Origin of the sequence: uncultured Succinivibrio sp. (genome assembly GCF_902756765.1) — a bacterium.
Lineage (GTDB): Bacteria > Pseudomonadota > Gammaproteobacteria > Enterobacterales > Succinivibrionaceae > Succinivibrio.
Window position 1 is genome coordinate 1 of record NZ_CACVSS010000054.1, and the last position, 13732, is coordinate 13732.

General features: G+C 40.0%; 8 protein-coding genes and 1 pseudogene. 2 read left to right on the top strand and 7 right to left on the bottom strand.

The genetic code is table 11. From position 1 onward, the window contains the following. Positions 1-397, top strand: a 397-nt coding sequence (locus tag QZU45_RS08215; RefSeq protein WP_295353984.1) for a hypothetical protein, incomplete at its 5' end; no start/stop codon positions are given. Positions 398-490: 93 nt separating this feature from the next. Here the strand turns inward: QZU45_RS08215 and glnE are convergent. After that, positions 491-3373 (bottom strand): bifunctional [glutamate--ammonia ligase]-adenylyl-L-tyrosine phosphorylase/[glutamate--ammonia-ligase] adenylyltransferase, encoded by a 2883-nt coding sequence (gene glnE, locus QZU45_RS08220; protein ID WP_295353987.1) that lies wholly within the window; start codon positions 3371-3373, stop codon positions 491-493. 9 nt (positions 3374-3382) lie between these two features. After that, positions 3383-4462 carry a CYTH domain-containing protein gene (locus QZU45_RS08225; RefSeq protein WP_295353991.1) on the bottom strand — a complete coding sequence of 360 codons (1080 nt, stop codon included), beginning with the start codon at positions 4460-4462 and terminating at the stop codon, positions 3383-3385. Between the two features lie 364 nt (positions 4463-4826). Between QZU45_RS08225 and QZU45_RS08230 the strand changes: the two genes are divergently transcribed. Beyond that, positions 4827-5522 (top strand): TIGR04211 family SH3 domain-containing protein, encoded by a 696-nt coding sequence (locus QZU45_RS08230; protein ID WP_295353994.1) that lies wholly within the window; start codon positions 4827-4829, stop codon positions 5520-5522. A 144-nt stretch (positions 5523-5666) separates the two neighbouring features. Here QZU45_RS08230 and QZU45_RS08235 read toward each other — a convergent pair whose 3' ends face one another. From QZU45_RS08235 to QZU45_RS08255, 5 genes and pseudogenes are all read right to left on the bottom strand, one after another. Then, positions 5667-6869, bottom strand: a complete 1203-nt coding sequence (locus QZU45_RS08235) for an extracellular solute-binding protein (protein WP_295353996.1) — start codon at positions 6867-6869, stop codon at positions 5667-5669. A gap of 44 nt (positions 6870-6913) precedes the next feature. Next, positions 6914-8527: a methyl-accepting chemotaxis protein gene (locus QZU45_RS08240; RefSeq protein ID WP_295353998.1), complete on the bottom strand. Its 1614-nt coding sequence runs from the start codon at positions 8525-8527 to the stop codon at positions 6914-6916. 266 nt (positions 8528-8793) lie between these two features. After that, positions 8794-9177, bottom strand: a complete 384-nt coding sequence (locus QZU45_RS08245; protein WP_295354001.1) for a hypothetical protein — start codon at positions 9175-9177, stop codon at positions 8794-8796. Positions 9178-9332: 155 nt separating this feature from the next. Further along, a complete protein-coding gene (locus QZU45_RS08250) occupies positions 9333-13085 on the bottom strand; it encodes an AAA family ATPase (protein ID WP_295354003.1) in 3753 nt (1250 codons plus the stop codon). A gap of 2 nt (positions 13086-13087) precedes the next feature. Beyond that, positions 13088-13732, bottom strand: a pseudogene (locus QZU45_RS08255) (hypothetical protein); the annotation flags it as partial.

The following is a 13732-nucleotide window of genomic DNA, read 5'->3' on the forward strand; positions in this document are numbered from 1 at the left end:
GAAAAAGATTTTCTCTATAGCAACTTGTATCGCTGTTGTTCTAACCGGCTGTATGTCAGCAGAAGAACAGGCCGCAGCAAACAAGGTTATTACAGCTCTACCAACTGAGGTTGAGGGGTGTACTTTTATTGCCGATGTTGACAACAATGGACCATACTCTACTGTCGGTATGGCTAGATTCAACCTAAAACATCAGGCAGCACAGATGGGAGCAACCCACCTGGTTGAAAAATACGCTCATACAGCGCATATTTCATTTAAGCTTCTAGGTGTTGTTCTATCAGGCAGAGCCTATAAGTGTCCTGTAGGAAAAGGTCCAATTGTTAATAATGAGAATGGAAAACTTCAGTATGATTTTCCAATGACTGATCCTGAGCAGGATATCATTAACGACTAGTCTTCCAAATATATTCCGCCCGATCTCTTAACACCGCAGATAGCTCTCTGCGGTGTTCTATATCAAGTACGTACAATCTGTTATATAGACATTCTAATTTGAGAAGATTTTTCTCCAGATCTCTTCTACCTTGAGTGTTGCAGGAATTCTGTCAGAAACAGCAACTACTCTTGGGAAATCAGCAAGAGAAAGCTCATGATAAACCTGTCGGATATCAATATAGGCTGATATAAGAGCATCTGTAATATTCTTATCTACAATTCCCAGATTTGCACATTCCTCAAGAATACGAACATTATCAGACCAGAGCTTCATCTGAGGATAGGCTGGCGCATATTTTAAAAGAAGATACTGAGAGATGAACTCAATATCAATCATGCCTCCGACGCCATGCTTGATATCGTAGAGAGAGTCTCCTGAACGATCAAGATGAGAGCGCATTTTCTCTCTCATGCTGACAACATCTTCCTTCAGCTTTCTCTCATCCCTAGGAGTTCTTATGACCTCCTCTCTAATCTGGTTAAACTTCTGGATAATATCAGGAGAACCTGCAATAGGACGCGCTCTTACCAGAGCCTGATGCTCCCAAGTCCAAGCTCTGCTTTTCTGATAAAGCTCAAAGGAATCTGTATCAGAAATCAGTAATCCAGTGTCTCCATCCGGTCTTAATCTCATATCAAGATCATATAGAATTCCACCTACGGTTGTGGTGGTAGCCAAATGCATAATTCGCTGAATCAGTCTCTGGTAGAAAATACTTTCTGGAACAGAGTTTTCTCCATTGGTTACGCCGTCTCCTGCTTTTTTGATGAAAACCATATCAAGATCGGACTTATAACCAAGCTCAATACCGCCAAGCTTTCCATAACCGATTACAGCAATACCGGGATCTTCTACGCTCCTGCCCTCTGGTTCACCGTATTTCTTAGCATTAAGTTCCCAGGCAATGACAATAAGCTCTTTGATAAAGGCTTCAGCAAGCCAGGTTAGTGCATCAGAGATCTTCATAAGTGGTAGCTTTCCGGCTTTATCTGAAAGAGCAATTCTGAAAACCATCATCTTTTTGAAAAGACGCAGCTCTTCCATAACCGCCTCAAGATCATCTCTATCGATTCTTAAAAGCTGTTCCTGAAGCATAGAAAGAAACTCATCAGGTGAAGGAGGCTTGTTGAAATACTGAGGTATAAACAGCTCATCTAACAGAATCGGATGAGAGGTAATCAGTTCACTTGCAAAGTGGTTTTCCTTCAAAAGCTCAATAAATCTCTCTAAAACCTCATTCTTATCTCTTAAAAGCTGAATATATGGAGTTCTCAGAGCAATCTTTTCTATAAGACCTGACATGCGTTTGAATAAGGCGGCAGACTGTGGCTCCCTTGCAATCAAATAGATAACCTTAGGCATAAGCTCAAGCAGAGTTTCTCTGCCTACTGGGCCAACAGGCATACGAGATAAAGAGACCTTAAGATTCAGGATATCTCCTGCCATCTCTCTGGTATTGTCCTTATTGACCATATGAGGCTCTAGTTCTGCGCACATTTCCACAAGATCGCTGTCTGCCTCCCAAAGATCGAAATTCTTATAATCTTCCTCTGAATCTTCCTCATCAGCCACAACCTTCTTGAATTCCTCATGCACGAAATGCATCACTTCATCAAGATCATGCCGGAAAGTTTCCTCAGAAGAATAGTTCATTGCAGCTAAAACTCTGGACATATCCTTAGGATTATCTGGCAGATTCTGTGTCTGTTTATCTGAGAATTCCTGAATTACATTCTCAAGTCTCCTCAGAAAAACGTAACACTTATCAAGTTTCTCACAGATATCTCTTGGAATCAGATCCAAGGAAATGATGTTCTTAAGGCTCTTGCGCAGAGCCTCCTCTCGAAGTTCATAATATCTTCCACCTCGCATTAAAGAGAAGGCCTGAGCGATAAATTCAACCTCTCGAATGCCACCTTTTCCAAGCTTGAAGTTGTTATTTAAACATCTGCGCCTTACCTCAGACTCAATCAGATGCTTTAATTTTCTTAAAGACTGAATAGCACCGTAATCAAGGTATCTGCGATAAACAAAAGGACGCAGCATGGAGGTCAACTCCTGAGCATAGGCATCAAGAGTTCCGTGCTGACCTAAAATTCTTCCCTTAACCAGAGCGTAACGCTCCCAGGTTCGGCCCTGAGTTTCGTAGTAGATCTGCAGTGCATCAAAAGAATTTACAATAGCCCCTGCATCGCCAAAAGGTCTTAAACGGAGATCAATACGGTAGCAGAATGAGTCAGATGTGATATCAGAAAGGAAATTTGCTGAACGCTGAACAATCTTTGAGAAAAATTCCCTAAAAGTTACAACTCTAGGACCTGCAGTCTCACCTTCCCTAGGATATGTGAAAATCAAATCTATATCCGAAGAGAAATTAAGTTCCTGACCACCAAGCTTTCCCATTCCTATTACAAGCAAAGGCAGAGGAGAGCCATCAGAATCAAAGGCCTCACCGTAAACTTTCTTTAACTGAGTGCGGACAACCTCTAAAAGACGAAGGACAATTGCCTCGGCTAAGGCAGAGAGTTTTAAAAAGATTTCATCTATATTGGCGAAGCCACAGAGATCTCGCCAGGCTATGGCCATGTGATGGATTCTTCTTAAGATTCGGAGGCGACGCTTGAGATCAAAATCATTTAGCTTCTCATCAAGATATTCTTTAACAAAAGACTCAGGATCGGAATGAAAAGAAGAGTCATCCAGAGCTCCTTCCTGTATAAGAGAACAGCATTCCTTTGGATATGAGAAAATTGTATTTGAGACAAACTCCGATAATGCAAGAACAAATCTGAATTCCGGACGTGCATCAAGAATTGCAAACTGCTCTTCGCTAAGTTTGCTCTTGAGGCGTTCATACTGTATGTCAGAGTGCTGTTTTAATTCGTCTGGTAAATTCCTGTAATCGGTTGATTCTGGCTGTATTGAAAAATCCATCAAAAATCCTTACTTTGCCATCAAGGACAAAAGCAACCTGAGCTTCAGAGGGATCAGGAACAGCTTATTTGCCTTCTCACTTTCACGGATCTTCTCGTAACAGGAAGCAATGCCCTTTGAGTTTTTCCTGAATCTGCTTAATAGCGTTCTCTTTGAAACATGTCGGCATACTCTGTGGAAAGATTTTAAAAGTCTGATAATAATCTGCAGGTCTCGCTTATATTCGATTGGCTCCTTTCTGCCGATAATAAATGCCAGAAAATTTCTGCGCTTTAAATACTTCAAAGACAGCAGAAGTGAATCCAGTAGCGAGATAATCTGGGAGAACAGAACCGCATCACGAGAAATCAGGAAGTAGCCGTACATTTTCTCAAAAAGAGCAACCTGAGCAGTTACGTAGTCTATAAACGTCTCAGCACTATCAAGTTCGCAGAAATCTATAGAAGGTCTACTCTGCTGCTGCAGAAGCGCAGCACGGTGCATCTTGGAGAAAGGCTCTAAAAGCAGAGGAATATTGTTCGCAGCAAGATGCGTACATAGAATTGAGAACAGATTTAAAATTTCGTCAGAATGAACAGAGGTTTCCTTAAGTTCAATTTCAAGTTCACTAAGAGGATACCTGTTTGAACTGTCAACCTCTATATAGCCCTGATCGAAAGCTACCTCAAAGGTGCTGTCCAAAAGCTCAAGATTAAAAAGGTAACGGGTAAAATTGATACGGCAGATTGGCTTAAGACGTTTCTGAATTCCTTCAAGATCAAAGTCTGAAGGCAAAGCTTCCTTTGGAAACTTCATCAGATTTGGAACACCGTCAGAAACTTCAATTGGAAGATTATATTCCTGTCTCTTATGAAGACCACCGATGTTTTCTCCTTTTACCTTTAAGGTCTGCTCAGAGAAATCATCACCGCGTCTGATTCTAAGTCCGGCATGAATACCGAATAAGGCCTTATCGTCAGTATCAAAGTAGGTATTATCAAGATGCAGTGTAGTTTTATTGCTTACTGCGCCTATGTGTGAAAATATCTCGTATAGATTTGAAGCATCTCCATCAAATCCAAACTTTAGCTCAATCTCTTTGTCCTGCATTAACATTCTCTCCAAAACAGAGTACGGACCTCATACAAAAATAACTCTGTTTTTCTAAAATTATGCAGCATTGTTGTAATGTGAATAATCCGCTGCAAAGACTTTTATATCATTTTCTGACTATTGTACTTGCTATTTTTTTTATCATCTAGCTTTTCACCTCAAATATTAAACAAAAGTATGACTTCAAGAAAAATGCGCCAATAATTCAGAAAGAAAACAAAGTAATATTCAAACAAAGTCTTTTTATTAAATTTGCAAAAAAATTGTGTGCAAACTCGTAGTTAACTCGTGACAGATTAAAACATTAAGCAAAGCTTGTGCTAAAATCTTTGTAGAACAAGAATGATTTAAGGATTATCAAGTGATTTCTATTAAAAAAATTATATCAGGCTCACTGTTAGGTTTATGTATCTGCGCCACAGGTGCAGTTCAGGCAGAACCAGAAAACAATACCGACACCGATGAAATTAAGACACCTAAGGCAAAAGAAGTATCAGATCTTCAGATCGGAGATACTCTTTACGTTTCTGAAAATGTAAATGTCTGGCTTAGAACCTGCCCTAGAGCAAACTGCAAGATTGTTAATTCAATTCACGTTGGTGAAAGAATTACCTTTAATAAACTCTCTGATGATAGAAAGTTTGTTGAAATTACCTACAATGGCAAAGAGTACTGGATGCAGTACCGTGACCTTCAGGTGGAGCCATGCGGTGAAGCTAAGGTTGATGAGCTCGAAGGCAAGATTGCAGAACTTAAGAATTCTCTTGAGAACTACGACTCAGAAGTTGCAGCAAACTACAGAGCAGCAAAAGCAAAAGTTGAAAAGCTTGAGAAAGAAAACGCCAGCTTAAAGAGTACTCTTGCAGCTCAGAATGAAAAGATAGAAGATCTTGATGCAACCAGAAGAGATTTCGCAGACAAGCTTGAGACAAAAGAACTAGATATGCAGATGAGGTGGTGGCTTCAGGGTGCAGTGATTGCCTTCTGTGGTGCCATTATTGGAATTATCTGTGTTTACATTCCAAGACCATCCTCAAAGAGAAAAAATCGTTTCTAGTCCTTCCAAACAGGCTTTAGCATAGACAAACAAAAAATGAGTTCGAAAAAAAAATCGAGCTCATTTTTCTTTTAACTTTATCTAACAAGAATTCCCCCGCTCTAAGTGGGGAGTATGTCACGACAAGGAAAACTTTTTAGAAAGTCAGTTTTCCGCAATTTTCTGTTTTATCTTCATAACTCCCAGATCAAGAGCCGCTTCAACAGGTTCATTGTTTTTTATAATGCTGTTGAGAGTCTGCTCCATTGGCTCCCACACATTTGCCATCTCTGGAATTGTCGGCATAGGATCGGCATACTCAACCTGTGCAGCAATGGCACTGGCATAATCATCGTTAGTTATTTCCTCTTTAGATAAAAGCTCTTTGATAGGAGGAAGCTCTGCTATTCTGTGATAGCGTTTTAAAGCAAACTCCGTCTGATTTATGAACTTTATAAACTCTTCTGCGAGTTTCTTGTTCTCGGATGTAGAGCTGATAGCATATGATTTCACTCCAAAGAAAGGTCTCATCGGAGTTCCGCCTAGAAGCTTTGGCAAAGGAGCAACACCATAGTTGATCCCCGAACTTGCATATCCGTCTAAGCTCCATGGTCCATTGATGATAGCTCCAACCTTTCCGGATTTGAACATCTCATCTATATTAGCCCAGCCTTCCTGACCTAAGACTGACATAGGTACATGTTTTTTGGCAAAGTCAGCAAGAATAGAAACACCCTTTACCGCCTTATCGTTATCAAGCCCTATGTTATATGGATTGAACTCTCCTTCAGAATTCTGCTTGAACACATATGAGCCGTATGCGCCAAAAAAGCCATAGCTGTAATAGAAATTATCTACTTTGCTGATAAGCCCATAGATGCCTTGATCCTTGTGCTTATCTGTAAATTCTATATACTCATTCAGAGTCTCAAAAGGAACAGGCATAACATCCTTGTTATAGTAGACAATAAGTGCCTCTATGGATCGAGGAACACCATAGTATTTGCCCTTAACCTTAAACAGTTCAGTTGCTGTCTCTATATAGTGAGATTTTTCCTGATCCATATTTTCAATAGGAGCAAGAATGCCTTTTGACATTGCGTCACCAACACGGTCAGATACAATCAGAAAAATATCCGGAGTCTTCTCTCCCCTGCTTATCAAATCCGCAACATCGTAAACATGGTGGGCTGAGTCTTTCCCCTGAATATCAACCTTCACGCCATACTTCTTCTCAAACTGGTCTGCAAAATCTCTTATACCATCAGCCTTGTTAAGATCTTCCCACACCGTAAGAGTTGCACCGTAGGATGACAAACCAAGCAACATAAGAGCAAAACCAAGAGAAACTTTAAGTGTATTCTTCATATCAGAGTTCTACCTTTCAATATCCCAAAAACAAGCCTGCCCAGTTAAACCTTAACCTTGGCAACAAGTTCAGACAGTTCTGCAACAGAACTGCTTGCATTGTTGACCACGCTCTGAGTTTTCTCAACCTCAACCACAAAGCCCTGAGCTGAACTGGTAATGTTCTGCATATTTGAGGATATCTCTGCAGTGGCTGTAGTCTGTTCCTCAGCAGCGGTCGCAATCTGATTAATCTGAGAATTAACAACCGAAACCTTGTTGATAATCTCATTTAACAGCACTTCAATTGAGGAGGCATCCTCAGCTAGAGAAAACATTGAGGAAACAGATTTGGACATAGACTCATTGGCAAGGTTAGCTTCATTCTGTACCAGGGTAACCATGCTGGTAATCTCCTGAGTTGAGGCAGAAGTTCTTGAGGCCAGAGCACGAACCTCATCTGCAACCACAGCAAATCCCTTACCGGCTTCACCGGCACGAGCAGCCTCAATCGCAGCATTCAGAGCCAGAAGATTTGTCTGAGATGCAATCTCGTCAATGGTCTGAACAATGGTTCCAATCTTCTGAGCCTTATCTACCAGAGACTGGATCTGCTCGGCATCCTTCTTGGTCTGCTCAACCTGCTGATGAATGGCATTGATGGTCAGACGAACCTTAGACACACCTTCCTGAGTAGTTTTATTGGAATCATCAGCATTTGCAGCCGCTTCCTGACAGTTCTTAGCAATATCAGAAGTGGTGGATACCATCTGATCTGCAGCAGCTGCAACTGTTAGAGAGCGGTTCTCTGTACTCTTGGCTGAATCTTTGATTTCAGAAGTTGAAGAACGAATCGTATCAAAGTTTGAGTTCAGATCATTCTCGGACTGTTTGATGGCTGATACAATTCCCTGCCACTCTGAACGCATGGATTCAAGCGAATGCAGAAGAACACCAAAATCATCCTTAAGATGAGTCTTTATTTCTTTTGAAAGGTCTCCTCTTTCAATATTAGCAGTTGCATCACAGGCACGTTTAATAGCTCCGGTAAACACAGCTGAAAGAGCAAAGCTGATTACCAGAGAAACAACAATTACAGCGACAGAAACAACACCAACCACAATGAGAGGAGTATTTGAATTCATCTCTTCAAGATGCCCCATAATATTGCCGAGAATGTTGTTGTTAATGTTCACCAGATTTCTCTGAGCGGCAATAAACTTAGGGTAAATATTGGCCGAGTAGATTCCGCGTGCCATTGGCTGGAAGTTTCTATCCAGTGTAGGTATCAGCTCATTATGATAAGCATCGATCGCCTCGGCAAGATAAGCTTTTACCTTCTTTGAGGCATCAGAATTAATCTGCTTATCTAGAGCATCGGCTACATTAACAATACTAGTAAGCTTCTCTTCAACAGAAGATTTATTCTGAGGAGTATATTCTTTGATGTTATTAACAAAGGTAAACAGCTCATCATTGACGTATGTGATATTCGAGCTTAATTCAGTATTGGGGTTGTACTCTGTTGAAAGAGATATATCCGCGTAATCAATTGACGCTTTGATGTTTTTTAAATTGATCATCGCAACAACTGAAATAATCAGAGTTAAGAGAATAACCACCATAAAAGCTAAGATAAGCTTTGCGCGTACAGCTAAACGATTAAACCAACCAAACATATTCCACCCTAAAAAAAGATAACTATTATTGTTAAGTTATAGGTGCAAATAAATTTAATTCATGTATATCTTATTAACTTTATGATTTAGTTCAAAAGGTTTTATGTGGATTTGAAGCTCATATTCAAAAAACAAATAGATATAAGCCTTTTCGTCTCAATTTTGGTGTTATTGTTTTAACTAACAATACGGAAATGATTTTTTCTTATTAGATTTATGGAGAAAGAAATTTGAATTCTGGTATGCCAACCGACATACCAGACATTTTAAGCATTTCTTTTGGAAGGACTAATTCCAGTATTGAAGAGATAATCAGTGATTAACAGACATCCCAAAGCAACTGAATGTGCGGAAGTGCAGGCAATATCCTCTGACACCTCATTCTCTAGAACAGCAAATATCCACAGAGAGACAATAAAAGTCTGAAGCACCCCCGCAATGTTAAAAGAAATAAATTTAAAAACAGATTTTTTTCGCTTTAACATAGCAGAGCCAAGCACACTATAGGCTGTAACAGCTCCAACAAAATAAGACAACAATACTGACAGTTCAAAACTGAAGGCTTCCTGAAACAGAAACCTGCTTAAAAAATTGCAACCAATACCAATAAGATCTGCCAGCATGAATTCGACATATCGATTCTTCAGCATTTTTTTATCATTCTTAAAATTATGAGGAGATTTTTTAGCTCCACGAATATTATTTTTTGGTATTCTAGTATTTTTTTTGAAGATAGACCATTATAAAACTTCACTTTTACAGATAGTTAACCTTAAGAGGTCTCTGTTCCTATCTGAATGATACTTTAAGCGCTCATTACACCGGATCCGATTATTATGCTGCTACCATCATTCTTCTTTTCAATGGTTAGCTTTGAAGCAATACGATCCTTGAGTGTTTCCACGTGAGAAATGATACCTACAAGTCCATGACGCTGTCGCATATTTTCAAGAGCATCAATTGCGACCTCAAGTGATTTACTGTCAAGGGTACCGAAGCCTTCATCTAAAAACAGGGAATCTATCCGCTTATTGATGCAGGACAGACGGGACAAACCTAAAGCCAGAGCAAGACTTATCAGAAAAGATTCACCACCAGACAAATTCTGACAGCAGCGAATGTCATTGCCTAAGAATTCATCCTGAACGTAAAAATCAAGAGAATCATCTAAAGTGTCCTGTTTCTGATACAGTCTGTATCGGTCAGAAAGTTCTCTTAACTCAAGGTTGGCACATTCTATAAGTCTGCCAAAGGTGATAGCCTGTACCTTAGAACGGAATTTCTTACCGTCAGCAGAACCAATCAGTTCATTTAAAAGACTCCAGTTATCAACTATCTTTCTTTGCTTTTCAATCAGTTCTGCTTTTTCTTTATATCTTTCGTGAGCTTCCTGATCCTTTAAAAGGGTATTCTGAATGCTGCCTAAGGACTGATTAACTTCCTTGAGTTCATTGTTTTTTGATTCAAGAGTCTCCTGTATAGACTGCGCGCTCAGCTCTGGCATTGGACGACTCTTTAGTTTTTCACTCTCCTCCTTTACAGCACAAAGCTGACCTGAAGCTTTTTGAACTGATGCTGATAACTCTTTATGCTCCTCATTTAAATGCTCGCGATCTTTTGTGGACAGGATTGCTGCCAGGTAGTCTTTCTCTGTCTCAAAGCCATTTCTTTTTATGGTGATAATGAAATTCTCTTCAGCATCCCTGAGCTTTCGTAACTCAGTTATCTGATTATCTTCAAGCTGTTTTATTCTTTCCCTGCCACCATGAAGCTCAAGCTCGCTCTGTTTTTTCTCATCGGCACACTTAACCTTTTTATTTTCAAGATCTGTGTTTTCATCTGAAAGTTTCTTTTTCTCATCTGAAACAGACTTTTTGCCAAAGAGCTGCTCCCTTTGGGCAAAGGTTGTTTCATATACAGTGACCTTTTCCTTATACGCAGATAAGAGTGAACTGCATTGCTGCTCTTTCTCCTGATATGAGTTCTCAAGACCTTCTATGCTGTACTGATTATCTTCCAGCGCTTTTATACATTTCTCCTGTGATTGTTGAAGCTTCCTGTACAGATCAAGCTTCTCTTTTAAGAAGCTCAGGATACTCTTAGGATCACAAAGCTGCTCTTCACTTATTTCATAATAGGAAAGATTCTCTAAGACCTCCCTCTTATGGGAAGATAGTTTTTCGGATAACAGCTGAAGTTCTGCTTTCGCCTTCCCCACTTCATCTGCTACAACTTTTCTTTGGGCATTCGCACTTTCAAGCTTTTCAGCACAGAGGTCTTTTTCATGACAGAGCTGAACATAAGCTGCTTTTACCTTATGGAAGTCTTCGGTCTGGTTAATCAGCAGCTGTTCTTTATCTTTCAGTTCGGTTCTTCTTGCAGATACCTTCGATACACAGTCTGAAAATAAATCCAGCTCCAAATTCAAAGGATCATCAGAGCTCAAAAGTTCACAGAATTCAGAGCCAAGATAAGACTTGAAGTATTCTTTGTTATCAGATGAAAGCACTGAGTAAATTGTTTCAAAACCAGAACTAATCTGGGATAGAAGCTCTGTCTTTTTTAACAACAGACTATCATATGCTGCTTTTAGGGAATTAAGTTCTCCCTGTCGGGTATTAATAACAGATTCAGTCTTCTGAATCTTTGTACCAAGAAGCTTACGCTGTTCTTTTAGATCATTAAGTGTCTTTTCTAGTTTATCCTCAAGCTTTGGAAGATTCGCTGCAAATGGATGCACTGTTGAACCGCAGCAGGGACAAGGCTTTCCTTCTTCAAGACTTGATCTTATCCCTTCCAGATTCTTAAAAGCTTCACTGAATCTAAAGTTTTGATCGGTAATTTCAATCAGATGCTCTGTATTCTCAAGCTCCCGTCTAAAAGCCCCAAGAGCCTCTGTCAGAGGCATAAGCTCTTTGTTTTTAGTCTGTGAATTCTGTGAATTCTCCAGAAGCTCGGCCTCTAGCTCTGATAAAGACTTAAACTGCCCCTGTGTTTTCTCCATCTGAGATAAGAGATTATCAAAAGCAAAAGAAAGCTCTCTAAGCTTCTCTACAGAGGAATCTTCGGTAAGTTTCTCAAGTTCAGTCTTAGCCTTATGATATTTAGCCTCTGCTGTATTAAGCTCTTCCTGAGCCTCATCAAGATCTTTTTTTAGAGTGGCAATATTTTTATCAGAATGCTCTAAGGCCTGTTCTCGCTGTGAAAGACTGGTTAAAGCCTTGTCATAAGCCAGTCCTGCCTCAGATAAGGCATTTAGTTTTTCCCTGATACCTGAGAGATCGTTTTCAAGTCTTGCAAATATTGTATTGTCAGACAACTGCTTATTGATTTCCGACGATTCCTTCTCAAGCGCTTTGTTCTCCGCTATCTTCAGTGACAGTTCAGCTTTCTGGTCTTCACACTGCTGCTTTTTGCTTTCATATTCACTCTTGGCACTGTCTCTGGACTTTTGCTGTTCAGAAAGTCTTGAGTCTATTTCTATTACCTTATCGAAGATTATCTGCTGCTCTGCCACTAACTTGTTATGAGCATTAAGGGCTTCCTCAGCAGCTGACAGAAGTCTGGAGGTTTCTGTAAATTTATCCTCATATAAAGGAAGATTACGCTTTTCTGCCTCAAGAGCCTTCTTAGTATTGGCAGAAGTTTCTCTGAGTTCTTTTAAAGAGGAATGAGTTCCGGCAAGGGACTGCGCCTTAGCATCCGCCAGAAGCCTATCCTGATTTTCCTCATTGAAATGCTCAAGTTTAATCTTAGCCTCAGAAAACAGATTTAAAGCTTCCTGATATCTGCTTTCACAGTTTTGAACTCTCTTTAAGTACTCTTCATCCCCTCTCAGTTTCTCAATATCTTTTTCTAGGAGAGAAGAAGTGTTTCTAAGATTCTCTGTCTTAGCGACATAGGCCTGCCGATCCTCATCAGAGAGTATTTCAATACCTTCAACCTGAGTCTTAAGCTCACTTAGGACCAGATTCTCTTTTTTATACTTTTCAAAAACATTAATTGAAATTTTCGAGTAAATTTCAGTTCCGGTGATCTGCTCAAGAATTCTGGCGCGATCATCCACCTTACTCTTTAAAAACTCGGTAAACTGCCCCTGAGCTAAAAGCACAGATGTTGTAAACTGCTCATAGGTCATACCGGTAACATCCACAACCTTGCGTGAAACATCATTGTATTTGGTATAAACCTGATTATTCTCCTTATCTTCAAAATAGTAACTTGGATTCTGAAGATTTCCGTCTTTTTTACCTCTGGCTCGGCGCTGTTCAAAACGGGCAACATATTGATGCTCTCCAGATGAGAAAAGAAGTTCTGCAAAACACTCCTCTGTATGTCTGGTCATTACCTCATTTGCCGTCTTTGAAAACCTGTCAATACGAGGAGTCTTTCCGTAAAGAGCAATGGTTATGGCATCAAGAATGGAAGACTTGCCTGAACCGGTATCTCCGGTGATAAGAAAAAGTCCAGAGGCACTTAAGGCGGGATCAGTAAAATCAATGGTCCACTCACCTTTAAGAGAATTGATATTCTTAAAATGAAGTCTTTCTATACGCATCTTTATTCTCCGCCCTGAACCTTGTTTACGTCATTATTTTCAGATGAGCTCTCCATCTCATAGAGGATCTGCTCATAAAGAGCGCCCAGCATATCCTTATCCTCAGAGCTAAAATCCCTCTCCTTTTCTAAAATCATGCTGAACATATCAGTTGTGCTATATTCCTTTAGTTCAGCTGAGGATGCTGCAGCAGTACTGTGCTGTGACAGATCAAGAGGTTCATGTCTTATTCTCACCAGGTTAACTGGTACAGAATCCTCGTACTTTTCACGAAGAGTCTCCAGCAGAATTTCTCTCAAATCATGTCTCATATGCTGTCCGACATATACAGCCTCAAGATAGGAGCCAGGATGTTCAGTCGCAATTCTTAAAACCTCAGCCCTAAGCTCATCCTCAATTCCCCTTATACTTATAAGCTCTCGGCTCTGCGGAACCTCTATACTCCTGACAACACAATTTGAGGAATTATGATCAGCTTTAGCTTCAATCTCTAAAAGCAGAACCTGTTTGGAGTTGTTTTTCTCAGAAAAACTCATTTTAAGAGGAGAACCGCAGTAACGGATAAATTCACTGCCGCCGATCTTCTGTGGAGTATGAATATGGCCTAAAGCGACATAATCAAAGTTTTTTGGGAAAATACTGCTGTC